The organism is Streptomyces sp. NPDC058145, assembly GCF_042884245.1.
Lineage (GTDB): Bacteria > Actinomycetota > Actinomycetes > Streptomycetales > Streptomycetaceae > Streptomyces.
Map to the genome: position 1 here is coordinate 704,161 of NZ_JBHVUH010000001.1, position 24,169 is coordinate 728,329.

Genomic DNA, 24,169 nt, shown 5'->3' on the forward strand with positions numbered 1-24,169 from the left:
GGCCGCGCGACTTCCGCCCGGACGGGTGATCGTCCTTGACGCGGGCCGGTCGGGGTAGGACCGTGGAGCCCTATGAGGGGCGAACCCAGTTGCCCGAAGTGTGGTGGCCGGGTCAGGGCTCCCGGCCTCTTCGCCGATTCCTGGCAGTGCGACGCGCACGGGACGGTGTATCCGCTGCAGCCCGTGATCCCGCCCAGCGTCGAGGCGCTCAACGTCGTCGTGCATCGCACGCAGGTCCCGGTGTGGATGCCGTGGCCGCTGCCGGTCGGGTGGCTGTTCACGGGCGTGGTCTACGCGGGGGACGACCGCAGCGGCGGCCGTGCCACCGCCGTGGCGTGTTCCGGTCCCGGCCCGCTGGGCGGCGTGGGCGAGCTGATCCTCGTCGCCGAGGAGCTGGGTGTCGGTCTCGGCGCGCACTACGCGGGCCTCGACGGCCCGGACCCGGGGCCGTACATGAACGTCGAGAAGCCGCCCCAGGCCAAGGTTCTGGCCGCCGGGCGACCCACCCCGCTCTGGCATGTCTCCGGCGGTCCCGACGACCGCGCGGTCTTCGCCGGCGAGGCGCTGGGGCTGTGGCTGTGGGCGGTGGTGTGGCCCGAGCAGTCCGGTCTGCTCATGTACGACGAGCTGGTGCTGGCCGATCTGCGGGACGCGGGCGCCGAGATAGACCTGGTGCCGTGCGGCGCGCTGTCGCCGAGGCTGTTGAAACCCTGAGTGCCGGCTGTAGGGGGCGCTGGGCGGTTGCGGGTGTGACAGGGCATCCGGTTCCTGCCGCTATCCTTAGGTGTCCCCACCGTCCCGTCACCGCCTGGAGCAGCCGTGCGCATCGACCTGCACTGTCACTCCACGGCCTCCGACGGTACGGACACCCCGGCCGAGCTGGTGCGCAACGCCGCCGCGGCCGGTCTGGACGTCGTCGCGCTGACCGACCACGACACGACCCGTGGATACGCCGAGGCGATCGCCGCGCTGCCCGAGGGGCTGACCCTGGTCACCGGCGCCGAGCTGTCCTGCCGTGTCGACGGCATCTCCATGCACATGCTGGCCTACCTCTTCGACCCCGAGGAGCCCGCGCTGCTCGCCGAGCGCGAGCTGGTCCGGGACGACCGGGTGCCGCGGGCCCAGGGCATGGTCGCCAAGCTGAACGGGCTGGGTGTGCCGGTCACCTGGGAACAGGTGGAGCGGATCGCCGCCGGCGGTTCCGTGGGGCGGCCGCACGTCGCCACCGCACTCGTCGAGCTGGGCGTGGTGCCGACCGTCGGTGACGCGTTCACCGAGGAGTGGCTTGCCGACGGCGGCCGGGCGTTCGTGGAGAAGCACGAGACCGACCCCTTCGAGGCGATCCGGCTGGTCAAGGGCGCGGGCGGGGTGACCGTCTTCGCGCACCCGGCCGCCGCCAAGCGCGGCCGCACGGTGCCGGAGTCCGTGATCGCCGAGCTGGCCGCGGCCGGTCTGGACGGCATCGAGGTCGACCACATGGACCACGACGCCGACGCGCGGGCCCGGCTGCGCGGCCTCGCCGGGGATCTGGGGCTGCTGGTCACGGGGTCCTCGGACTACCACGGCAGCCGCAAGACCGTCTCGCTGGGCGCGTACACGACCGACCCCGAGGTCTACGGCGAGATCACCCGGCGGGCCACCGGGGCGTTCCCGGTGCCGGGGACCGGCGGAGCCTGAGGCGGCCGGCCCGCCTCACCCGATCGTCCCCGTATCTCTCTCCCAGCAAGGCCTGTAGCACCACCATGTTCGACCTCGCCGTCTTCGGCTCTCTGTTCCTGACCCTTTTTGTCATCATGGATCCCCCCGGGATCACCCCGATCTTCCTCGCCCTGACCGCCGGCCGTCCGGCCAAGGTGCAGAAGCGCATGGCCTTCCAGGCCGTGTGCGTGGCGGGCGGGGTCATCGCCACCTTCGGCGTCCTGGGCCACCAGATCCTCGACTACCTGCACGTCTCCGTCCCCCCGCTGATGATCGCGGGCGGTCTGCTGCTTCTGCTGATCGCGCTGGACCTGCTCACCGGCAAGACCGACGAGCCGAAGCAGACCAAGGACGTGAACGTCGCCCTCGTGCCGCTGGGCATGCCGCTGCTGGCGGGGCCTGGTGCCATCGTGTCCGTGATCCTCGCCGTACAGAAGGCCGGCAGTGTGGCCACGCAGGTCTCGGTGTGGGCCGCGATCGTCGCGATCCATGTCGTGCTGTGGCTGGTGATGCGTTACTCGCTGCTGATCATCCGGGTGATCAAGGACGGCGGCGTGGTCCTGGTGACACGGCTCGCGGGCATGATGCTCTCCGCGATCGCCGTGCAGCAGATCATCAACGGGGTCACTCAGGTGATCCGGGGGAGCTGAGAAGCGGGCCTCGGCTCCCCCGGAAAGCTTGAGTGAGCGCCGGGTGTTACGAGGCCCGGCTCTCGGCCGGGCGGATCCAGAGGCGCTGTCCTACGGCTGCGGCCTGCTGAACGATCCGGTTGACGGAGGCGGCGTCCACGACAGTGCTGTCCACGGTGGTGCCGTCGACCTCGTCGAGTCGCATGATTTCGAAGCGCATGGCTTCTCCCTTCGTCTGGTCATCCTCCTGCGGAGAACTACTGGTGTGACGTGCTGTCGTAGGTATCCAACGAGCTGCGTGTTACAAACATTCCCTACGCTAAATAAATTTTTCGAACGGCTAAATACTGACCGGTAAGCGGCATCCGTGGGACTGACCGAGAGCGGTTGTGTTCGCAGCGTGATCGCCAGGACAATGAAGGCGATGAACGACGACCTGGCGGCCCTCGCCGCCCGCATCGACCACACCAACGAGCTGCTGCAGCGCATGCTCGCCGAGGTGGCGAAGACGCCCTCGACCCACGCGATCTTCGTCGACGCGGGGTACCTCTACGCGGCCGCGGGCCGGCTCGTCGCCGGGACGGAGGACCGGCGCGCATTCGACCTCGACGCCGAGGGCCTGATCGACGCACTCATCGACAAGGCCCGCACGATCTTCGCCGACAGCCGGCTGCTGCGCGTCTACTGGTACGACGGCGCCCGCCGCCGCATCCACACCGCCGAGCAGCAGACCATCGCCGAGCTGCCCGACGTCAAGGTCCGCCTCGGCAACCTCAACGCCAACAACCAGCAGAAGGGCGTCGATTCCCTCATCCGCAGCGACCTGGAGTCACTGGCCCGGCACCGTGCCATCAGCGACGCGGCCCTGCTGGGTGGCGACGAGGACCTGGTGTCGGCGGTGGAGGCGGCCCAGGGCTACGGCGCCCGCGTCCACCTCTGGGGCATCGAGGCGGCCGAGGGCCGCAACCAGGCCGAGCCGCTGCTCTGGGAGGTCGACAGCCAGCGCACCCTCGACCTGGAGTTCTTCAAGCCCTACGTCTCCCGGCGCACGGCCGCCGCCTACGAGCCCGCCGCCGGGACCCGGCCCACCCGCGAGGACGTCCGCTTCGTCGGCGCCCGGATCGCGGCCAAGTGGCTCTCCGCGCGGGGCCGCGAGGCACTGGTCGAGCTGCTGCCCGGCCACCCCTACCTCCCCGGCTCCGTCGACCAGGACCTGCTGATCGAGGCCGAGGGCATGCTCCAGTACTCCCTACGCGGCCAGGCCGACCTCCGCCGCGCCCTCAGAGACGGCTTCTGGGAGCACCTGCGGACGCAGTACTAGAACCGGCCGGGGCGCCTGACCCGTCAGTCGGTGGGCGCGGGGTGGGCGTCCCAGAAGTCGGCGAGGGCACGGGCCGTGGCGAGGGGCCGGTCGGTGTTGGGGGAGTGCTCGGCGCCCTCGACTACCGTCCGCCGGGCCCCCAGCCGCGCCGCCATGTCGTCGAGCAGCGCCAGCGGCCAGGTGTCGTCCAGCGCGCCCGACAGCACGTGGAACGGCAGCGGCACGGCGGCGAGGCCGGCGACGCGGTCCGGCTCCGAGCACAACTGGCGTCCAGTGGCCAGGAGTTGGGCGGGCCTGTTGCCCATCCAGCGGCGCCGCAGGTCGTCCCGGTTGTCGAGGCCGCCGTCCAGCCCGCCGGTGGCGGTCTCCTCCGGTGCCTCCATCGCCTGGATCGCGTCCCACACCTCGGCCATCGTCATCACCGCGAGCGCGTCCCGCAGCAGCTTCACGCGCTGCTGCTGGGAGACCGAGATCTGCGCCGGGCCCGAGGCCATCAGGGTGAGCGACGCGAAGGGGGAGTGGTCGAGCAGTACGGCCGCGCGCGAGACCTGCCCGCCCAGCGAGTGTCCCAGCAGATGCACCCGCGCCGTCTCGACGGCCGCCACCTGCGCGAGCACGTCCCTGGCCAACTCCTCCTGAGCGTAGGCGGATTCGTCGTGCTCGGGCCCATCCGACTCGAACTGCCCACGCCCGTCCACGGCCACGGTCCGGTATCCGCGCTCGGCCAGCGGCACGTGCAGCGGGTTGAAGTCCTCCTTGCTGCCCGTGAATCCCGGCAGCAGCAGCGCGACCCCTCTGGGCTCGACCCCGTCGGCGACGGGCGCGTCGACCACGGCGAACTCACCGCGCGCGGTCCGCAGGGAGTACGCACGGGCACCGGCGGGCGGAACGAAGGTGGCAGGCCTGCTCATGGGGAGAGGCTATCGGGCGTGGCCGGGCGGCGGGTGACGGGCCGTGCACCGGGCGGAGACGGGGAGGGAACGCCGATGGCCCGGCCCACCGAGGTGGGCCGGGCCATCAGGTTGACGCCGTCGTGCTGTCCGGCTGATACGCCGATGCGCCGATCAGGCTTCGGGAGCCTCCACGGACGCCGTCGCCTTCCGGGTACGGCGTGCCTTCGGAGCCGCCTCGGCGGACTCGGCGGCGGGCGCCGTCGCCTTGCGGGTGGTCCGGCGGCGCGGCTTGGCCTCCGGCTCCTCGGTGGCCTGCGCCGGAATCTCCGGGACGACCGCCTCGGCGACGGCCTTACGGGTCCGCCGTGCCTTGGGCGCGGCCACCTCGGCCCCGTCCACGGCGGCCTCGGCGGCGGCAGCGGTCTTGCGGGTGCGACGCGGCTTGGCCTCGGCCTCGGGTGCCTCGACGGTCTCCGGTGCGGCGACGGCCTTCTTGCGGGTGCGGCGGGGCTTGGCCTCGGTGGCTTCCGCGGTGTCCACGGCGGCCTCGGCTGCCTCGGCGGCGGCAGCGGTCTTCCGGGTCCGGCGCGGCTTGGCCTCGGCCTCCGCCTCCGTCGCCTCCGGGGCGGCGGCGGCCTTCTTGCGGGTGCGGCGGGGCTTGGCCTCGGTGGCTTCCGCGGTGTCCACGGCGGCCTCGGCGGCGGCAGCGGTCTTCCGGGTCCGGCGCGGCTTGGCCTCGGCCTCCGCCTCCGTCGCCTCCGGGGCGGCGGCGGTCTTGCGGGTCCGGCGCGGCTTGGTCTCCGTGGCTTCCGCGGTGTCGACCGAGGCCTCGGCGGCCGGTTCGGCCGTCTTGCGGGTCCGGCGGCGCGGCTTCGGCTCGACGGCCTCCACCACGGCCTCGGGCGCTGCCGCCACGGGCACGGACTCGGCCACGGGTGCCTCGGCCACGGGTGCCTCGGTCACCGGTGCCTCGGCCACGGCGGTCTCGGCCGGCTGGGCCTCGGGGGCCTGGGCCGCCTTCCGCGTGCGGCGGCGGCGCGGCTTCTCCGGAGTGTCCAGCGTGGCCGGGCCCTCCGCCGTGTCCACCGTCTCCACGGCCGCCGTCTCGACGGTCACCGGCGCGGCAGCGGCCGTCACCGGCTCAGCCGCGGCCCCGCCGCGCGTGCGGCGGCGACGGCGCGGGGTACGGGTCCCCGTGGGCTCCTCGGCGGTGCCGGACTCGGCGGCCGGCGCCGGGGCGGTGGAGGCGTCCATCCCGGCCCCGCCGCGCGTGCGGCGGCGACGGCGCGAGGTGCCGGCCGGGCGCTCACGCTCGGCCGACGGGGCGGCACCGGACTCGGCGCGGCCACCATGGCCGCCCCGGCCACGGCCGCGTGCTCCGCGGCCACCGGTCTCGCCCAGGTCCTCCACTTCCTCCGCGTCGAGCCCGGCGCGGGTCCGCTCCGAGCGCGGCAGTATGCCCTTGGTGCCCTCGGGGATGCCGAGGTCGGAGAACAGGTGCGGGGACGTGGAGTACGTCTCCACCGGGTCGCCGAAGTTCAGCTCCAGCGCCTTGTTGATCAGCTGCCAGCGCGGGATGTCGTCCCAGTCGACGAACGTGATCGCCGTACCCTTGGCGCCCGCGCGGCCGGTGCGGCCGACGCGGTGCAGGTACGTCTTCTCGTCCTCGGGGGACTGGTAGTTGATGACGTGGGTCACGCCCTCGACGTCGATGCCGCGCGCGGCGACGTCGGTGCACACGAGGACATCGACCTTGCCGTTGCGGAAGGCCCGCAGGGCCTGCTCGCGGGCGCCCTGGCCCAGGTCGCCGTGGACCGCGCCGGAGGCGAAGCCGCGCCGCTCGAGCTGCTCGGCGATGTCGGCGGCGGTGCGCTTGGTGCGGCAGAAGATCATCGCGAGCCCGCGGCCGTCGGCCTGCAGGATGCGGGCGATCATCTCCGGCTTGTCCATCGAGTGACCGCGGTAGACGAACTGCTTGATGTTCGCGACCGTCGCGCCCTCGTCGTCCGGCGCGGTGGCGCGGATGTGCGTGGGCCGCGACATGTAGCGGCGCGCGAGGCCGATGACCGCGCCCGGCATGGTCGCCGAGAACAGCATGGTCTGGCGGCTCACCGGGAGCATGGCGATGATCTTCTCGACGTCGGGCAGGAAGCCCAGGTCGAGCATCTCGTCGGCCTCGTCGAGGACCAGGGACTTGATGTGCTTCAGGTTCAGCTTCTTCTGGCCCGCGAGGTCGAGCAGTCGGCCCGGGGTGCCGACGACCACGTCGACGCCCTTCTTGAGGGTCTCGACCTGGGGCTCGTAGGCCCGGCCGCCGTAGATCGCGGTGACGCGCACGTTGCGCACCTTGCCCGCGGTCAGCAGGTCGTTGGTGACCTGCTGGCACAGCTCGCGCGTGGGGACGACGACGAGCGCCTGCGGGGCGTCGGTCAGGGCCTCGGGGGCGGCGCGGCCGGCCTCCACGTCGGCGGGGACCGTCACGCGCTCGAGGAGCGGGAGGCCGAAGCCCAGCGTCTTGCCGGTGCCGGTCTTGGCCTGGCCGATGACATCCGTGCCGGAAAGGGCGACGGGGAGCGTCATCTCCTGGATGGGGAAGGGGGTGACGATGCCGACGGCCTCCAGGGCCTCGGCCGTCTCGGGAAGGATTCCGAGGTCTCGAAACGTCGTAGTCAGGGTGCTGCCTCTTCTGTGTGGCGCGGCGCGAGGCGAGCGCGGGGGTCTTTGACGGACCGTGCCGGGGACGTCGGCTGCCATACGGGCGAACCACTCGGGTCAGCCGTAAAGCACGGGACCTCTGCCGACGCTCTAGCGCTCGTACCGCTGAGGGTGTCCCTCCGGTCGACGTACGTATGTGCCGTACGGCCGGGGAGGGCTGTCGGGTCGGAGCCGATCGGGCCACCGACCGGGCATCCTCATGCGTGCGGCCTGTCGGGACGCGTCGATCACCGTCGACGCACTCAGCCAGGCGCATTACCACCATACCCCGGATTCGCGCACATGCGATGGCCGATTTGCTCACGTAGTCGTGGTCACACTGGTTGGCCAGGGGCTTCCGGGGCAGGGTGAGCGGACTATTGTGCGCCTCATGACTAGCTCTGACAAGCCTGAGAACGCGCCCGCCGCCGCTGCCGGACCCACCGGTGTCGCTGCCCAGGACTGGACCCGGGCCTCCGCCGACCCGCAGTACCGCGCCGCGGTCGTGGACCTGCTCGGAGCGCTCGCGTACGGCGAGCTCGCGGCGTTCGAGCGGCTCGCGGAGGACGCCAAGCTGGCGCCGACGCTCGCGGACAAGGCGGAGCTGGCCAAGATGGCCTCGGCCGAGTTCCACCACTTCGAGCGGCTGCGCGACCGGCTGACCGAGATCGGTGAGGAGCCGACCGCGGCGATGGAGCCGTTCGTCGCGGCCCTGGACGGCTTCCACAAGCAGACGGCGCCCTCGGACTGGCTGGAGGGCCTGGTCAAGGCGTACGTCGGCGACTCGATCGCCAGCGACTTCTACCGGGAGGTCGCGGCCCGCCTGGACGCCGACACACGCGAGCTGGTCCTGGCCGTTCTCGACGACACCGGGCACGCCGGCTTCGCGGTGGAGAAGGTGCGCGCGGCGATCGACGCGGACCCGCGCGTGGGCGGGCGGCTGGCGCTGTGGGCGCGGCGGCTGATGGGCGAGGCGCTGTCGCAGTCGCAGCGCGTGGTCGCCGACCGGGACGCGCTGTCCACGATGCTCGTGGGCGGTGTGGCCGACGGGTTCGACCTCGCCGAGGTGGGCCGGATGTTCTCCCGCATCACCGAGGCGCACACCAAGCGGATGGCCGCGCTGGGCCTCGCGGCCTGAGGCCGAGGCCCCGGCGTCCGGGGGGCGATACGCGCCCCCTTGACGGCGTCGCTCGCTACGCCGGGATCGATCGTCGGCGCAGCCGGCGGCCGGCCGGGCGGAGCAGCAGGGACAGGGAGGCCGCCGAGACGACCGCGGCGCCCAGCAGGCTCAGCAGTGCGGTGCCGGGACCGAGTGCGCTGTGGGTGACGAAGTCACCGAAGAGGGCACCGGCGACGCCCGTCGCGAAGACCAGGGCAGGGGTGGGCAGGCGGTGTGCCAGCCGCTGTGTCGCCGCCCAGGCGAGGAGCAGACCGACCAATGCGGATCCGAGTGCTTCCAGGATCATGTCGGGGTCCCTCCCACGGCCGGCCGGTGCTTCACGGTCGTAGCCCGTCCTACCCGTGACCTGCGGAGTGCAATCCTCCCCTGTGGACGACTTGTGCCGCGTCTGTGCGCGTGCGCCGACGGACACCACGCAGGCACGGGCACCTCGGCAGCACGGGCGCGGAAGACGGAAGGGGCCCGGCGGCACAGTGCCGCCGGGCCCCTTCCGTTGAAGCGGGACCTACAGAGTGCCGAAGCCGACCTTGCGGACGGTCGGCTCGCCGATCTCCACGTACGCCAGACGGTCCGCCGGCACCAGGATCTTGCGACCCTTCTCATCCTCGAGGCTGAGCAGCGGCGTCTTTCCGGCCAGGGCCTCAGCCACCACGCGCTCGACCTCGGCGACGCTCTGACCGCTCTCCAGAACGATCTCGCGGGGCGCGTGCTGCACGCCGATCTTGACCTCCACGGCTATGTCCCTCCGACGGTCAGTGCTGTGCGCGATCTTCCGCGCCGTACCAGCACACATTAGCCCGGTGAGGGGACGTACACGTTGCGGGCCGGAACGCCATCAGCGAACACCGCGGGGGAACAAATGACCGTCAGTGGTGGTCGATGCCGTGCAGCGGGAAGCCGGCGATGCCCCGCCAGGCCAGCGAGGTCAGCAGCTGCACCGCCTGGTCGCGCGGCACGCTGCGGTCGCTGTGCAGCCAGGAGCGCGCCACCACCTGGGCGAGACCGCCGAGGCCGGAGGCGAGCAGCATCGACTCCGCGCGCGAGAGACCGGTGTCCTCGGCGATGACGTCGCAGATGGCCTCGGCGCATTCGTTGGTGACCTTGTCGACGCGCTCGCGCACCGCGGGCTCGTTCGTCAGGTCGGACTCGAAGACCAGACGGAAGGCGCCGCCGTCGTCCTCCACGTAGGCGAAGTAGGCGTCCATGGTGGCGCGGACGCGCTGCTTGTTGTCGGTCGTCGAGGCGAGCGCGTTGCGCACCGAGTGGATCAGCGCCTCGCAGTGCTGGTCCAGCAACGCGAGGTAGAGGTCCAGCTTGCCGGGGAAGTGCTGGTAGAGCACCGGCTTGCTGACCCCGGCCCGTTCGGCGATGTCGTCCATCGCCGCGGCGTGATAGCCCTGTGCGACGAAGACCTCCTGGGCGGCGCCCAGAAGCTGGTTCCGTCGGGCTCGGCGTGGCAGCCGTGTGCCACGCGGGCGTGCTGCCTCAGTCTGCTCGATGGCTGTCACGCCGCCTCCCAAAGTCGTCCACGTGCGGTGTAGGCCGCGCGGCCATCGTACTTTTCGGTAACCGTGCTGTGCGCGGTGCGAGCGCAGAATTTCACGTACCGGACGGCGATGAAAGCGGTTGACGCCCCCCTGGCGCGGCCGAACGGGTTCCGCGTGGTGGCCGCGAGTTCAGCGGTAGTCGTCCTCGTCGAGGGAGACGACGCGCCTCTGTTCGAGGAGATCGGCCTCGTTGCCGCGGGCCGGGTCCACGTTCGTCAGGGGCTCGTCGCGCTCCGGGGTGACGTCCGTGTGCTGCTCGGTGGTGTCCGCCTCGGGGGCCTCGACGTCGATCTCCGGGGCGCTGTCGTTCTCCCGGTCCTCGATCGCGTCGGGTTCGATGGGGTCCTCGATGGAGTCGTGGGTCATGGTGGGCTCCCTTCCTACGAACGTCCCTGGAACCAGCAGGGGCCACATTCGGGTGCCCTCTGTATGAGCCTAGGAGACACCCGGTCCCGGTGCCATGCCATGGACGCCCGCCGGCCTTGTGGTTGCGCGGTTCGCGGGGGGCGCGGCCCCGTCCGTCCGCGCCGCGTTCCCGGTCCTGTGTCCGTCACGGACCGACGCAATCTGTGACGGCGAACACATGAGCCGCTACGTGATCGTCTCGTAACATTGCCGCATGTCTTCGACCGAGTCCCCGTCCGTACCGGCCGCAAGTGTCCTTCCCAGGGTCGCGCCCGTCCGGGTCGGTGAGGGCGAGCGGCTGAGGACGGTGGGGCTGCCGGGGGTCACCCTGTCGCTGCGTTCGCGGCCTCCCGCGCGCGAGGGGCTGCCGCCCGCGTTCTACGTCCACGGGCTCGGCGGTTCCTCGCAGAACTGGTCGTCGTTGATGGCGGAACTGGACGGCGTCGTCGACGGTGAGGCGGTGGACCTGCCCGGCTTCGGCGACTCCCCGCCGCCGGACGACGGTGACTACTCCATCACCGGGCACGCGCGCGCGGTCATCCGCTGTCTCGACGCGGCCGATCGCGGCCCGGTGCACCTCTTCGGAAACTCCCTCGGCGGCGCGGTCGCCACGCGCGTGGCCGCCGTTCGGCCGGATCTCGTCCGGACGCTCACCCTGGTGTCGCCCGCCCTGCCCGAGCTGCGGATCCAGCGGACCGCGGTGCCGACGGGGCTGCTGGGCGTCCCCGGCATCGCCGCGCTGTTCACCCGGCTCACCCGGGAGTGGACGGCCGAACAGCGGGTGCGTGGGGTCATGGCGCTCTGCTACGGCGACCCGGGACGCGTGTCGGCCGAGGCGTTGGGGCACGCCGTGGAGGAGCTGGAGCGCCGGCAGCAACTGCCGTACTTCTGGGACGCGATGGCACGCTCCGCGCGCGGTATCGTCAACGCCTACACCTTGGGCGGACAGCACGGGCTGTGGCGCCAGGCCGAGCGCGTGCTCGCCCCGACCCTCCTGATCTACGGCGGTCGCGACCAGCTGGTCGGCTTCCGCATGGCCCGCAAGGCCGCCCGCTCCTTCCGCGACTCGCGTCTGCTGTCGCTGCCGGAGGCGGGGCACGTGGCGATGATGGAGTACCCGGAGGTGGTGGCGGGGGCGTTCCGGGAACTCCTCGCGCAGGCCGGGACGCCGGACGGCGATCCGGACGCGGACACGGACACGGAGAGCTGAGGGCCGGTGGGACGCCACAGTCGCCGAGGGGCCGCCCCCAAGGGCGACTCCGCGGACATAAACGCACAGGGAGAGGCACGGGGCGCGGCCCCCGGGGCCGGACGCGAGACCGCCGGACGCGAGGTCCGGCTGCCCGGCCAGCGGCAGGCCCCGGCGGGCGGCCCGGGTACCCAGGGGACGGCGCCGCGCCCGGCGCCGGGGGTACCCGGCTTCCCGCCCGGCACGCCGGCTCGTGGGGTGCCGCGTTTTCTGGGCGGCACGCCGGCTCCTGGGGTGCCCAGGCTTCCGGACGGCACGCCCGCTCGTGGTGTGCCGGGTCTCGCGAACGGCACGCCGGCTCGTGGCGTTCCACGACTGCCCGACGGCACGCCCGCGCAGGGTGTGCCGCGGGTCGGTGGTGGTGCCTCCAGGGCCCGTGGCGGGCATCCCGAGCAGCGTGAGGCCGGGGGCGGCTGGGGTGAGTTCAAGGGGGCGGCCGGCGGCGGCGCCGGGATCGCTCCCAGTGGGCCCGGGGCGCCCGGGGGACCGGCGGCGCCCGCGGCTCCCGGTGCCAGGCAGGGCGCGGGCGGCCCGGGCACGGCCCTCCCGCGGCAGCGCCGGCGGCGGCAGGGCGGCCCCCGGCAGGACTACCTGGACGCCTTCGACGAGGACATCGACGTCTTCGAGCCCGGCTCCGGCCGCCGCGCCGAACCAGGCGGCGGGCAGGAGCCGCACAACCCCGACGCGGACTCGGCCGCCACCGGAGCCGGTTCCGGGCTCGGCGGCGACGGGCCCGAGGCCGCTGTGCCCGCACAGCGCTCCGGCGGCAGGAGCCGGGCCTTCACCGGTATCGCGGCCGCCGCCGTGACCACCGCCCTGGCGATCGTCGTCGCCGGGCAGGTCGCCGACGGCCACGACGGCAGCGGCGTCCAGGCGCAGTCCGCCCCCGGCCGGGCGGGCGACGCCCTCGCCCCCGGCGGCACCGCACCCAGCGTGGCGGCGCTGACGTACGACCAGAAGATGGCTCGGACGTACCCGCTCGGCGCCGAACTGAAGGGCTCCGGGAAGTTCGACGCGGTTCCGGGCCTCGACAAGGCGCCCGGCAAGGGGCAGAAGTACACCTACCGGGTGGACGTCGAGCAGGGACTCGGCCTGGACGGCGAGCTGTTCGCCGAAGCCGTGCAGAAGACGCTGAACGACGACCGCAGTTGGGCCCATGACGACGCCCGTACCTTCGAGCGGATCTCCTCCGGCAAGCCGGACTTCGTGATCACGCTCGCCAGTCCGGGCACCACCGCCAAGTGGTGTGCCAAGTCCGGCCTGGACACCACGGAGGACAACGTCTCCTGCGACTCGGCGGCCACCGAACGCGTGATGATCAACGCCTACCGGTGGGCGCAGGGCAGCGAGACATACGGCGACAAAATCCATGCGTACCGGCAAATGCTGATCAATCACGAAGTGGGTCACCGGCTCGGCCACGGCCATGTGACCTGTGACAAGGACGGCGAACTCGCCCCGGTCATGCAGCAGCAGACCAAGTTCCTCGACCACGACGGAATCCACTGCCGGCCCAACCCCTGGCCGTATCCCAGGAGTTGACAGGTGGCGCTTATGTCACATTGACATGAGTCGTATGTTCGTTCATATTTCTCAGCATGTGGTCCCGTCATACCGTCTCGCACAGCGCCGCCATCGAGCTGGCGCTGTTCGGTGTGACCGCGCTCTGCGTGGCCGACATCCACTGTCGCTGACGCCGCCTCCCTGGCGTTCGCGTCGCGACTTCTTCCCTCTTTTTCGTCCGTGACCGTGTCACGGGTGTTTTCGACGACCCGACGCCGGGGCCGACGTCTGTCCGCAGCCGTCTCACTCCTCGTCCATCTGTCTCACTTGTCGAGAAATCCTCGATCAGTCCCGAGAGGTCGTCATTCCGATGCGTCAACCGTCCGTCATAGCGCGCCGCGTGGCAGCGGCATCCGTCAGCCTGGTCGTGGCAGCGGGCGCCGCCGCCTGCGGTCCGAAGGACAACGATGCCAAGGGCTCAGCCGGCGACTCCGCGCCGCACAAGGGCGGCACGCTCACGGTGCTGAACTCCAACCCGCAGCAGGACTTCGACCCCGCCCGCCTGTACACCTCCGGCGGCGGCAACGTCCCCTCGCTCGTCTTCCGCACCCTCACCACCCGCAACCGCGAGAACGGAGCGGCCGGCGCCGAGGTCGTCCCCGACCTCGCCACCGACACCGGGCGTCCCAGCAAGGACGCGACCGTATGGACGTACACCCTGCGCAAGGGCCTCAAGTACGAGGAGGGCACCCCGATCACGTCCGCCGACATCAAGTACGGCATCGAGCGCTCCTTCGCGCCCGAACTGTCGGGCGGTGCGCCCTACCTGCGGGACTGGCTGGTCGGCGCCGCCGACTACCAGGGTCCGTACAAGGACAAGAAGGGCCTGTCGGCGATCGAGACGCCGGACGAGCGGACCATCGTCTTCCATCTGAACAAGCCCGAGGGCGAGTTCCCGTACCTGGCCACCCAGACCCAGTTCGCGCCCGTGCCCAAGGCCAAGGACACGGGCACGAAGTACGAGGAGCATCCGGTCTCGTCCGGCCCCTACAAGGTGGTCGGCAACGAGAACGACGGCGAGCACCTCGTCCTGAAGCGCAACACGTACTGGTCCACGGCCGTCGACGCCGAGCGCAGGGCCTACCCGGACACCATCGACGTCCGCTCCGGCCTCGACTCCTCCGTGATCAACCAGCGGCTGTCCGCGTCCCAGGGAGCGGACGCCGCCGCGGTCACCACGGACACCAACCTCGGCCCGGCCGAACTCGCCAAGGTCACCGGTGACAAGGAGCTGGCCGCGCGCGTGGGCACCGGCCACTTCGGCTACACGAACTACATCGCCTTCAACCCGAAGGTGAAGCCGTTCGACGATCCCAAGGTCCGGCAGGCGATCTCCTACGCCGTCGACCGGTCCTCGGTGGTCAACGCGGCCGGCGGCAGCGCGCTCGCCGAACCCGCCACCACCTTCCTGCCCGACCAGAAGTCCTTTGGACACACGCCCTACGACCCGTTCCCGGCGGGCAGGTCCGGCAACGCGGCCAAGGCCAGGGAACTGCTGGCGCGGGCCGGCCACAGGAACGGCCTCACCGTCACGCTGACCCACTCCAACAGCAAGGACTTCGAGACCAGCCCCGAGATCGCGACCGCGGTCCAGGACGCCCTCAAGAAGGCCGGCATCACGGTCAAGCTGCAGGGCCTGGAGGAGAACGACTACTCGGACAAGATCCACGATGTGAAGACCGAGCCCGGTTTCTTCCTCGCCCACTGGGGTGCCGACTGGCCCTCCGGCGGCCCCTTCCTCGCCCCGATCTTCGACGGCCGGCAGATCGTCAAGGACGGCGCGAACTTCAACACGGGCCTGCTCGACGACAAGTCGGTCAATGACGAGATTGACGCGATCAACAAGTTGACCGACCTCGACGCGGCCGCCGAGCGCTGGGGCGCGCTGGACAAGAAGATCGGCGAGCAGGCCCTCGTGGTCCCGCTGTTCCACCCGGTCTACAAGCGCCTGTACGGCGAGGACGTCCGGAACATCGTCATCAGCGACTGGACCGGCGTTCTCGACATCTCCCAGGTCGCGGTGAAGTAAGGCCGTGAGCGAGGCACTTGTCGCCACCCAGGCCCCCGGGACGGACACCACCGTCCCGGGGGCGTCGGGGGCCCGTCAGTTCTGGCGGCGGCTGCGGGCGCAGCGCGCCGCCCTGGTCGCCGCGGCCGTCGTCGCGCTGCTCGTCCTGGTCGCGCTCGCCGCGCCGCTGCTCACCGCCCTGGAGGGCCAGGACCCCACCACCTACCACCCGTCCCTGATCGACTCCGCGCGCGGGGGCGTCCCCATCGGCTCGTTCGGCGGCGCCGGCGGCGGCCACTGGCTGGGCGTCGAGCCGCAGACCGGGCGCGACCTGTTCGCCCGGCTGGTGTACGGGGCGCGGGTGTCGCTGGGGGTCGCGCTGGCCGCGACCGCGATCCAGGTGACCCTCGGCGTGCTGATCGGAGTCGCCTCGGCGCTCGGCACCCGGCTCATTGATCAACTGTTGAGCCGGATCACGGACATCATCATCGCCCTGCCCCTGATGATCATGGCGCTGGCGCTGCTCGCCATCGTTCCCACGAGCTTTCCCCGGCCCGTCCTGGTCACCTTCGTGATCGGCCTGATCGCCTGGGGCAACATCGCCAAGATCACGCGCGCGCAGACGCTCACCCTCAAGGGGCTCGACCACGTGGCCGCCGCCCGGCTCAGCGGCTGGGGCACCTGGCGGATCGCCCGCCGTGAGCTGCTGCCCGGGCTCGCCGCACCCGTCATCACCTACGCCGCCCTGCTCGTCCCCATCAACATCTCGATCGAGGCGGCCCTGTCGTTCCTCGGCGTGGGCGTGAAGCCGCCCACGCCGTCCTGGGGACAGATGCTCACCGCCGCCGACGTCTGGTACCAGGCGGCGCCGCAGTACCTGCTGCTGCCCGCCGGAGCCCTCTTCGTCACCGTCGTCGCGCTGACCGTCCTCGGCGACGGGGTGCGCACCGCACTGGACCCGCGCGCGGCCTCGCGGCTGCGCGTCGGCACGGGCGCCAAGGGCGAGGGCAGGGCGGCCGGGGCCGCCAAGGGCGACGACGGCACGCCCGGAGCCGGCAAGGAGGGCGCCGCATGAGCGGGTTCGGCGGTTTCGTGCTGCGCCGCACCGTCGGCGCCCTGGTCACCCTGCTCGCCATCTCGGTGATCATCTACGTCGTCTTCTACGTCACCCCCGGCAACGTCGCCCAGATCAGCTGCGGCCCGCGCTGCTCGCCGGCCCAGGTCCACCAGGTCGCCCAGCAACTCCACCTGGACGACCCCCTGTACCAGCGCTACTGGCACTTCCTGGAAGGCCTCTTCGCCGGCCAGGACTACTCGACCGGCACCTCGGTGGCACACTGCCCGGCGCCCTGCCTCGGGCTCTCCTACCAGAGCGACCGGCAGGTGACGGACATCATCCTGACCAAGCTCCCGGTCAGCCTGTCGCTGGTGTCCGGCGCGATGGTGATCTGGCTGGTCCTCGGCGTCGGCACCGGAGTGCTCTCCGCCTGGCGGCGCGGCCGGTTCACCGAGCGGGCGCTGACCGCGGTCACCCTCGCGGGCACGGCCACGCCCGTCTTCGTCATCGGCCTGGTCCTGATGATCGTGGTCTGCGGGGAGCTGCGGCTGCTGCCCTTCCCGCAGTACGTGAAGTTCACCGACGATCCCGAGCAGTGGGCGTGGAACCTGCTGCTGCCCTGGCTCTCGCTCGCCCTCATCGAGGCGGCCGCGTTCGCCCGCCTGACCCGGGCGGCCATGCTGGAGACCCTCGCCGAGGACCACGTACGGACGTTCCGCGCCTACGGCGTCTCCGAACGCTCGGTCGTCGGGCGGCACGCCCTGCGCGGGGCGCTCGCGCCGGTCATCGCGCTGAACGCCAACAACTTCGGCGGAGCCGTCGGCGGGGCCGTCCTCACCGAGACCCTCTTCGGCCTCCCCGGCATCGGACAGGAACTGGTCCACGCGGTCAAGGTGGTCGACCTGCCGGTCGTCGTCGGCATGGTCCTGGTCATCGGCTTCTTCGTGGTCATCGCCAACGCCGTCGCGGACGTCCTGTACGCGGTGGCCGACCGACGGGTGGTACTCGCATGAGCCTGGTCGAAGTCACGGACCTGACCGTGGAGTTCGGGTCCCTGCGCGCCGTGGACGGCCTCTCCTTCCGGCTGGCGCGGGGCGAGGCCCTCGCGCTGGTCGGCGAGTCCGGTTCCGGCAAGTCCACCGTCGCCGGCGCCCTGCTGGGTCTGCACCGGGGCACCGGGGCGCGGGTCGGCGGCTCGGTCCGCGTCGCGGGCACCGATGTACGGCAGGCCTCGGACGAGGAGCTGCGCAGGCTGCGCGGCGCCAAGGCGGCCATGGTCTTCCAGGACCCGCTGTCCTCGCTCGACCCGTACTACGCGATCGGCGACCAGATCGCCGAGGTGCACCGCGTGCACACACGCGTGTCGCGCCGCGCCGCACGCGTGCGGGCCGTCGAGGTACTGGAGCGGGTCGGCATCCCGGACGCCGTGCGGCGGTCCCGCTCCCGCCCGCACGAGTTCAGCGGCGGCATGCGCCAGCGCGCCCTGATCGCCATGGCGCTCGCCTGCGAGCCGGACCTGCTGATCGCCGACGAGCCCACCACGGCCCTCGACGTCACCGTCCAGGCCCAGATCCTCGACCTGCTGCACACGCTGCGCGAGGAGACCGGCATGGGCCTGCTGCTCGTCACCCACGACGTCGGGGTCGCCGCCGAGAGCGTCGACGAGGTGCTGGTCATGCGGCACGGCAGGGCCGTCGAACACGGCCCGGTCGGCACGGTCCTGGCGTCGCCCGGGCAGGCGTACACCCGCGAGCTGCTCGACGCCGTCCCGCGCGTGGACGCGCCACGAGCCGCCGCACGGGCGTCCGAGGAGGCCGTGCTGGAGGCCACCGGCCTTCGCCGCGAGTTCGGGCGCGGCAAAAGCGCGTTCAGGGCCGTAGACGACGTCTCGCTGACCGTCAACCGGGGCGAGACCCTGGGCGTCGTGGGGGAGAGCGGCAGCGGCAAGACGACGCTGGGCCGCATGCTGGTCGGGCTGCTGGAGCCGACCGCCGGCGGGATCCGCTACGCGGGACGCCCGCACACCGGCGTGGACCGGGCCGTCCAGATGGTCTTCCAGGACCCGGTCTCCTCCCTCAACCCCCGCCGCAGCGTGGGCGAGTCCATCGCCGACCCGCTCCGCGCGCGCGGAGAGCGCGACGAGCGGCGCATCCGGGGGCGGGTGAGCGAACTGCTGAAGCGCGTGGGGCTCGAGGCGGCGCACTACGACCGCTACCCGCACGAGTTCAGCGGTGGCCAGCGCCAGCGCGTGGGCATCGCACGGGCGCTCGCCGCCGACCCGCGGGTCATCGTCCTGGACGAGCCGGTCTCCGCGCTCGACGTCACCACGCAGGCGCAGGTGGTCGCGCTGCTCGGCGAACTGCAGCGGGAACTCGGCCTCGCGCTCGTGTTCATCGCGCACGACCTCGCCGTGGTCCGCCAGGTCAGCGATCGGGTCGCGGTGATGCGCCGCGGACGGATCGTGGAGTCCGGTCCGGTGGACGAGGTCTACGACGCCCCGCGCGAGCCGTACACGAAGCAGCTCCTGGCCGCCGTGCCCGCGCTCGATCCGCAGCTCGCGGCCCGGCGACGGGCCGCCCGGCGGGAGCTGGCCGCGGCGTAACGTTTCACGCGTGGAGGATCACCTTCCGCAGTCATAGCGCGACAGAACGCTACCCGCACCGGAAAGTCACGCCCGTTCACCCCTTTTGGTGGCGCGATGGACAACCGTCCATCGCGCCACCGCTCTGTCCGCATACGTTCGTCCCGCTGCGAGCCGCCGGGACGAAGGCGGCTTCCCACTCACGGAGATCGGGGGTGCACACGTGCGCATCGGATTGCTTACGGAGGGTGGCTACCCGTATGTGGGCGGTGACGCCGGGCTCTGGTGCGACCGGCTCGTGCGAGGGCTCGCCCAGCACGAGTTCGACGTCTACGCGCTCAGCCGCGGCCGACAGGAGGAGGACGCGGGCTGGGTCCCGCTTCCGCCGCAGGTCGGCCAGGTGCGTACCGCTTCGCTGTGGACGGCCGAGCACGACGGGGTCACCTATGGCCGGCGCGCGCGCCGGCGCTTCAGCGAGTCTTACGGCGAACTGATCGAGGCCCTGAGCAGTGGGCCCGGCGCCGCCTCCGGCTCATCCGCCGGAACCGAGCCCGCTCACCAGGCGGACCGTTTCGGCAGCGCGCTGTACGGCCTCGCCGAACTCGCCCGTGACGAGGGCGGACTGGTCGGCGCACTCCGCTCCGACACCGCCCTGCGTACCCTGGAGCGCGCCTGCCGCGCCCCCGGCGCGCCGCGCACGGCGCGCGGGGCGCGCGTGGCCGATCTGCTCACGGTCACCGCCCACCTCGAACGCGCCCTGCGCCCCCTCTCCCTGGACTGGTACGGCGACGACGGCCTCGGCGCCGCCGACCTCTGCCACGCCACCGCAGGCGGCACGGCCGCCCTGCCCGGACTGCTCGCCCGGCACCTGTGCGAAGTGCCCCTGCTGGTCACCGAGTACGGCGTACAGCTCCGTTCGCACTACCTGGCCCTCGGCCCCGACGCCGCCGCCCCCGCCGTACGCGCCCTGCTCGCCGCCTTCCACGGTCTGCTCGCCACCGAGGTCTACCGGCACGCCACCCTCCTCACGCCCGGCAACGCGCACGCCCGCCGCTGGCAGGAACGGTGCGGCGCCGACCGCGCCCGGATCCGCACCGTGCACCCCGGCATGGACGCCTCCTGCTTCACCGAGGTCGGCGAGTCCCCGGACCACGCCGATCCGTACACGCTCGGCTGGGTGGGGCGCGTCGAACCCGCCAAGGACCTCGTGTCGCTGCTGCACGCCTTCGCCGAGGTCCGGAAAGAGGAGCCGAAGGCCCGGCTGCGGATCGTCGGCACGCCCGTGGGCCCCGAGGGCGAGGCCTACCTGGGCCACTGCCGGGTGCTCGCCGCGCAGCTCTTCCCGGACGAGGCGGAGGGCGTGCACGCGGTCGGCGACAACCCGGTGTCCTTCGAGGAGATCGGGGGCCCCGAGGTGCCGACCCTGCCCGACGCGTACGCGGGCGGCGCCGTCATCGTCCTCTCCAGCGTCGTGGAGGGCTTCCCGAACACCCTGGTGGAGGCCATGTTCAGCGGCCGAGCCACGGTGTCCACCGACGTCGGCGCGGTGGTGGAGGTCATCGGCGGCACCGGCCTCGTCGTACCGCCGCGCAACCCCCGGGCGCTCGCCGAAGCGTGCGTGGCGCTGCTGCGCGACCCCGAGCGCCGTGAGCGCCTCGGCGCCGCCGCACGCGCCCGCGCACTCGAACTGTTCACCGTCGAGCAGAACATCGCGGCGTTCAACGGCATCTACCTGGAGATCGTCTCGCGCTGCCCGGTGCGCCGGGTCGTCCTCGACGAGGCCGGCGACCCGCTGCCGTTCGCCGCCCCGGCCGAGACCCATGTGCCCGTCCACTGGACCGGCCCCACGGCCCGGGAACGCACCCGGGAAGCATCCGGCCGGGAACCCGGCGACCCGGTCCGCGCGACCTCGGGAGCGGCATCGGAGGGGGCGCTGTGAGCGGCACGGAGGGCGGAGCCCCGAGTGGTTCCAGCCGGGCGGAGGGCATCGACGGTGACAGGGACATCATCCACGAACCGCACGGCACGGACGCGCTGAGCGGTATGGACGGGTCGAACGGAACGGACGTCCTGAGCGGCACGGACGCGCTGAACGTCATGGACCGGCTGAGCGAACTCGACCGCCCCGGGATGCCGACCGGTGGCACGGCCTGGGACGAGCGGTCGCGGGAATGGCTCACCGGTGCCGTGGCGCACGCCGGAGCGGCCGCCGGGGGCCCCGCGGACGCGGGCGCCGCCGGTTCCGCGCCCCGGGCCCGGACGGGCGCGGACACCGCGCCCGGCGGGACCCGTACGACCCCGTTCCGGCGCGGAACCGCCGACCCCGTCAAGACCCTGTTGCACCGTCACCGGGAGCTGTGCGAGCGGGCCGTGGACCCGCTGGAGATCGCCGCCGGACTGGAGGCGCACGGCATCACCGACCGGACCGCCGCCCGGTTCCGCCACCGCGACGTCTTCTCGCTCGCCGAGGAGCTGTACGCGCGCGTGCCCCGCGACGGCGCCCCGCACCCCCGTCCCGAGCCGGGGCGGGGACCCCGTATCCGGGCCGGCTGGGTCCTGCTCACCATCCTTCCCGGAGCGCTCGCTGCGGCCGCCCTGACCGGACTGCGCCTCACCCACGGCCAGTCCCGCCCGCTGGTGGCCGCCGCCGGCCTTCTCACCCTGGCCGCCGCGACGCGCGCCGCCCTGCGGCGCGGCCCCCTCGCAGCCGAGCCCGGCACGGTCCCGTGGCACAGGGCGGCCGGCACCCGCGTGTGGACCCTCTGGCTGCTCGGCTACGCGCTGCTGGGCGACGGACTCCTGGAAGCCGTCATCGCGGGCGGCCCCGACGCCCTGCCCACCGGCGCTCCCGACGGCCCCTGGCCGATGACCGCCGCACCCGCCCTGGCGCTCACCCTGGCCTGCGCCCCGGCCGCCTGGTGCGCCCACCTCCTCGCCGCCGGCGCCCGCCGCAGGCTCGCCGGAAGCCGGGGACTCGAGGACTTCACCAGCGCCGCCCGGCCACTGCTGGCCGGTGTCCTCGTCCTGTTCCTGGGCGCCCTCACCGGCCTGCTCGCCCTGTGCGGCACGGTTCTGCACGAGAGCGCGGCCTACCCGCAGGGTGTGGCCCTGGGCGCCCTCCTGCTGCTCGCCCGCCTCCTCGTCGCGCACCGCCGGCGGCACGCCCCCGCGCTCGCCCTGGGAGCCGCCGCGGTCGCCGAGGCGGCGGCGCTCGCCCTGCTGCTGGCCGCCCGGCTGCCCGGCTGCGCCTTCCTCGCCGCGCCCGTCCAGACCCTGGTGGACGTCTGGGGCCCCGCCACCGTGCCGACGCTCGCCTGCGGCGCCGCCGCGCTCGCCCTGCTGGTCCACGCGCTGCGCACCCTCACCCGGGCCTCGGCCCACGCCCCGGCGGGAGCACCTGAGTGAACCTTCCGCCACCGGCCCCGGCCGCGTCCGCCGCCACTCGCCCCGAGCGCGCGGCGCCACCCGGCCAAGGCCACGGCGTCCGGCCCCCCACCGTAGGCCACCGCATCACCCCTTCGAAGGAGAAGACCAGATGACCACCTCCCGACACGGAGCGCCCGGAGCGTCCGGAGCCTTGGGAGCCGCCGGAGCGCACACCCCGGGAGGCGCCCGATGAGGGTCCTGCTGATCGGAGCCAACGGATACATCGGCCGCTTCGTCGCCGACCGCCTGCTCGCCGACCCGGCCGTCCAGCTCACCGTGCTCGGCCGCGGTGACGACGCCGACGTCCGCTTCGACCTCGCCTCGGGCAGCCCCGGAGCGCTCACCCGCTTCCTGGACGCGGTCCACCCCGGAGTGGTCGTCAACTGCGCCGGCGCCACCCGGGGCGGCGCCCGCGACCTCGTCCGGCACAACACCGTCGCCGTCGCCACCGTCTGCGAGGCCCTGCGGCGCAGCGGCTGCGGGGCCCGGCTGGTGCAGGTCGGCTGCGGCTCCGAGTACGGCCCCAGCCAGCCCGGCTCCTCCACGGCCGAGGACGCCGTGCCCCGCCCCGGCGGCCCCTACGGCGTCAGCAAACTCGCCGCCACCGAACTGGTCCTCGGCTCCGGCCTCGACGCCGTCGTGCTCCGCGTCTTCTCGCCCGCCGGACCCGGTACCCCGGCCGGCTCCCCGCTCGGCCGGCTCGCCGAGGCCATGCGCCGCGCCATGCAGTCCGGCGACGGCGAACTCAAGCTCGGCGGACTCGGCGTCCAGCGCGACTTCATCGACGTGCGCGACGTCGCACGCGCCGTGCACGCCGCCTCGCTCTCCGCCGCGCAGGGCGTCATCAACATCGGCTCCGGCCGCGCCGTCCGCCTCCGCGACGCCGCCGCCGTCCTCGCCCGGGTCGCCGGATACGGCGGCGCCCTGCACGAACTCGACGCGCCCCCCGGTCCGCTGCGCAGCGCCATCGGCCACCCCCGCGTCGACTCCGAGCACGCGGCCCCGGTCGCCTACCCGTACCCGGACGGCTGCGGCAGCTGGCAGCAGGCCGATGTGCGCACCGCCCGCGACCGGCTCGGCTGGCGCCCCCGGATCAACCTCGAGGAATCCCTCGCCGACATCTGGATGGAGGCGGCATGCCGCATCTGACCAGCACCACAGCGAGCACCACCGGCACCGGCGTCCGCACCGGCCTCGGCATCCCCGGTTACGCCCATCCGCTGGTCGCCCCGGCCCAGTGGACCGAACTCGCCCGCCCCGGCACGCCCCTCGACTGGGTGGTGCTCAACGTCGCCGCCGGGCCCGGCAGCTGTCCCGACCCGCACTGCCTGGAGGCCGCGGACCGGCTGCGCAACGGGGGCGTGCGGGTCCTCGGACACCTGGACCTCGCCCATGGCGTCCGCACCTTCGGTGACCTGCTCTCCGACGCGCACCGCCACCTCGAGTGGTACCGCGTCGACGGCTTCCTGCTGGACCGGTGCCCCACCGAACGCGGCGCGCTGCCCGAGGTCCGCCGGGCGATCACCACCCTGCGGGCGATCAGTGACACCGCCCACATCGTCCTGGGCCACGGCAGCCACCCGTACCCGGGATACGCGGAGAACGCCGACCAACTGGTGACGTTCTCGGGTTCCTGGTCCGACTACCGCTTCTCGCAGGCCGCCGAGTGGACCGCCGACTATCCGCCCGACCGTTTCTGCCACTTCGTGCACGGCGTGCCGCGCGGCCACCTGGAGGAGGCGCTGCGCATCGCCCGCTGGCAGGGTGCGGGCACGATCTACCTCACCGATCGCACCGACCGCGGCGGCCGGGCCGACCCCTGGGAGACGATGCCCGGCTACTGGGACGAGATCGTCTCGCGGATCGGAACAGGTGTCTCGGAATGAAGAAGCCCGTGGCAGTGTTACAGGGAGAACAA

General features: G+C 72.8%; 23 protein-coding genes and 1 pseudogene. 17 read left to right on the plus strand and 7 right to left on the minus strand.

Features of this window, described 5'->3' with window-relative positions; all coding sequences use genetic code 11:
- Window positions 1–72 precede the first annotated feature (72 nt).
- The 3 genes from ACFVVO_RS03300 (at window position 73) to ACFVVO_RS03310 (ending at window position 2,348) form a co-directional block, all read left to right on the plus strand.
- Entirely contained in the window at window positions 73–714 is a 642-nt protein-coding gene (locus ACFVVO_RS03300) for a DUF6758 family protein (protein ID WP_390051259.1), read from the plus strand.
- A 105-nt stretch (window positions 715–819) separates the two neighbouring features.
- A complete protein-coding gene (locus ACFVVO_RS03305) occupies window positions 820–1,677 on the plus strand; it encodes a PHP domain-containing protein (RefSeq protein WP_390051260.1) in 858 nt (285 codons plus the stop codon).
- Between the two features lie 65 nt (window positions 1,678–1,742).
- Entirely contained in the window at window positions 1,743–2,348 is a 606-nt protein-coding gene (locus ACFVVO_RS03310; protein ID WP_390051261.1) for a MarC family protein, read from the plus strand.
- 46 nt (window positions 2,349–2,394) lie between these two features.
- Here the strand turns inward: ACFVVO_RS03310 and ACFVVO_RS03315 are convergent, their stop codons facing one another.
- Entirely contained in the window at window positions 2,395–2,547 is a 153-nt protein-coding gene (locus ACFVVO_RS03315; RefSeq protein ID WP_390051262.1) for a hypothetical protein, read from the minus strand.
- A gap of 204 nt (window positions 2,548–2,751) precedes the next feature.
- Between ACFVVO_RS03315 and ACFVVO_RS03320 the strand changes: the two genes are divergently transcribed.
- Window positions 2,752–3,648: an NYN domain-containing protein gene (locus ACFVVO_RS03320; protein ID WP_390051263.1), complete on the plus strand. Its 897-nt coding sequence runs from the start codon at window positions 2,752–2,754 to the stop codon at window positions 3,646–3,648.
- Window positions 3,649–3,671: 23 nt separating this feature from the next.
- On the opposite strand, the gene ACFVVO_RS03325 is transcribed toward ACFVVO_RS03320, so the two are convergent.
- On the minus strand, window positions 3,672–4,559 hold the full coding sequence (locus tag ACFVVO_RS03325; protein ID WP_390051264.1) for an alpha/beta fold hydrolase: 888 nt from the start codon (window positions 4,557–4,559) through the stop codon (window positions 3,672–3,674).
- A gap of 514 nt (window positions 4,560–5,073) precedes the next feature.
- On the opposite strand from ACFVVO_RS03325, the gene ACFVVO_RS03330 reads away from it, so the two are divergent.
- Window positions 5,074–6,222 carry a hypothetical protein gene (locus tag ACFVVO_RS03330; protein WP_390051581.1) on the plus strand — a complete coding sequence of 383 codons (1,149 nt, stop codon included), beginning with the start codon at window positions 5,074–5,076 and terminating at the stop codon, window positions 6,220–6,222.
- Here the strand turns inward: ACFVVO_RS03330 and ACFVVO_RS03335 are convergent.
- Window positions 6,219–7,295 (minus strand): annotated as a pseudogene (locus ACFVVO_RS03335) (DEAD/DEAH box helicase); the annotation flags it as partial. The gene ACFVVO_RS03330 and the pseudogene ACFVVO_RS03335 overlap by 4 nt on opposite strands.
- 331 nt (window positions 7,296–7,626) lie before the next feature.
- Between ACFVVO_RS03335 and ACFVVO_RS03340 the strand changes: the two are divergent.
- Window positions 7,627–8,373, plus strand: coding sequence for a ferritin-like domain-containing protein (locus ACFVVO_RS03340; RefSeq protein ID WP_390051265.1), 747 nt, complete (start codon window positions 7,627–7,629; stop codon window positions 8,371–8,373).
- A gap of 55 nt (window positions 8,374–8,428) precedes the next feature.
- On the opposite strand, the gene ACFVVO_RS03345 is transcribed toward ACFVVO_RS03340, so the two are convergent.
- From ACFVVO_RS03345 to ACFVVO_RS03360, 4 genes are all read right to left on the minus strand, one after another.
- On the minus strand, window positions 8,429–8,701 hold the full coding sequence (locus ACFVVO_RS03345) for a hypothetical protein (protein ID WP_390051266.1): 273 nt from the start codon (window positions 8,699–8,701) through the stop codon (window positions 8,429–8,431).
- A 219-nt stretch (window positions 8,702–8,920) separates the two neighbouring features.
- Window positions 8,921–9,148, minus strand: a complete 228-nt coding sequence (locus ACFVVO_RS03350) for a DUF3107 family protein (protein WP_199211899.1) — start codon at window positions 9,146–9,148, stop codon at window positions 8,921–8,923.
- A gap of 133 nt (window positions 9,149–9,281) precedes the next feature.
- Window positions 9,282–9,923 carry a TetR/AcrR family transcriptional regulator gene (locus tag ACFVVO_RS03355; RefSeq protein WP_390051267.1) on the minus strand — a complete coding sequence of 214 codons (642 nt, stop codon included), beginning with the start codon at window positions 9,921–9,923 and terminating at the stop codon, window positions 9,282–9,284.
- 168 nt (window positions 9,924–10,091) lie between these two features.
- Complete coding sequence (locus ACFVVO_RS03360; RefSeq protein WP_390051268.1) at window positions 10,092–10,328, minus strand: hypothetical protein; 237 nt, start codon at window positions 10,326–10,328, stop codon at window positions 10,092–10,094.
- A gap of 253 nt (window positions 10,329–10,581) precedes the next feature.
- Between ACFVVO_RS03360 and ACFVVO_RS03365 the strand changes: the two genes are divergently transcribed.
- The 11 genes from ACFVVO_RS03365 to ACFVVO_RS03415 all read left to right on the plus strand — a co-directional run bounded on the left by ACFVVO_RS03365 (window position 10,582) and on the right by ACFVVO_RS03415 (window position 24,137).
- Window positions 10,582–11,577: an alpha/beta fold hydrolase gene (locus ACFVVO_RS03365; RefSeq protein ID WP_390051269.1), complete on the plus strand. Its 996-nt coding sequence runs from the start codon at window positions 10,582–10,584 to the stop codon at window positions 11,575–11,577.
- Between the two features lie 6 nt (window positions 11,578–11,583).
- Entirely contained in the window at window positions 11,584–13,158 is a 1,575-nt protein-coding gene (locus tag ACFVVO_RS03370; RefSeq protein ID WP_390051270.1) for a DUF3152 domain-containing protein, read from the plus strand.
- A 56-nt stretch (window positions 13,159–13,214) separates the two neighbouring features.
- The gene (locus tag ACFVVO_RS03375) at window positions 13,215–13,310 is read left to right on the plus strand and encodes an Ms4533A family Cys-rich leader peptide (protein WP_358927507.1); all 96 of its coding nucleotides are present in this window, start codon (window positions 13,215–13,217) and stop codon (window positions 13,308–13,310) included.
- Window positions 13,311–13,489: 179 nt separating this feature from the next.
- Window positions 13,490–15,208, plus strand: a complete 1,719-nt coding sequence (locus ACFVVO_RS03380; protein WP_390051271.1) for an ABC transporter substrate-binding protein — start codon at window positions 13,490–13,492, stop codon at window positions 15,206–15,208.
- A gap of 4 nt (window positions 15,209–15,212) precedes the next feature.
- Window positions 15,213–16,262, plus strand: coding sequence for an ABC transporter permease (locus ACFVVO_RS03385; protein WP_390051272.1), 1,050 nt, complete (start codon window positions 15,213–15,215; stop codon window positions 16,260–16,262).
- Window positions 16,259–17,257, plus strand: a complete 999-nt coding sequence (locus tag ACFVVO_RS03390; RefSeq protein ID WP_390051273.1) for an ABC transporter permease — start codon at window positions 16,259–16,261, stop codon at window positions 17,255–17,257. Before ACFVVO_RS03385 ends, ACFVVO_RS03390 begins: the two co-directional genes overlap by 4 nt.
- Window positions 17,254–18,846: a dipeptide ABC transporter ATP-binding protein gene (locus ACFVVO_RS03395; protein WP_390051274.1), complete on the plus strand. Its 1,593-nt coding sequence runs from the start codon at window positions 17,254–17,256 to the stop codon at window positions 18,844–18,846. The genes ACFVVO_RS03390 and ACFVVO_RS03395 overlap by 4 nt, the downstream gene beginning before the upstream one ends.
- 202 nt (window positions 18,847–19,048) lie before the next feature.
- Complete coding sequence (locus ACFVVO_RS03400) at window positions 19,049–20,764, plus strand: DUF3492 domain-containing protein (protein WP_390051275.1); 1,716 nt, start codon at window positions 19,049–19,051, stop codon at window positions 20,762–20,764.
- Window positions 20,765–20,922: 158 nt separating this feature from the next.
- Complete coding sequence (locus ACFVVO_RS03405) at window positions 20,923–22,230, plus strand: hypothetical protein (RefSeq protein WP_390051583.1); 1,308 nt, start codon at window positions 20,923–20,925, stop codon at window positions 22,228–22,230.
- 210 nt (window positions 22,231–22,440) lie between these two features.
- Window positions 22,441–23,400: an NAD-dependent epimerase/dehydratase family protein gene (locus tag ACFVVO_RS03410; protein ID WP_390051276.1), complete on the plus strand. Its 960-nt coding sequence runs from the start codon at window positions 22,441–22,443 to the stop codon at window positions 23,398–23,400.
- Window positions 23,388–24,137: a spherulation-specific family 4 protein gene (locus ACFVVO_RS03415; protein WP_390051277.1), complete on the plus strand. Its 750-nt coding sequence runs from the start codon at window positions 23,388–23,390 to the stop codon at window positions 24,135–24,137. The genes ACFVVO_RS03410 and ACFVVO_RS03415 overlap by 13 nt, the downstream gene beginning before the upstream one ends.
- Window positions 24,138–24,169: the final 32 nt, after the last annotated feature.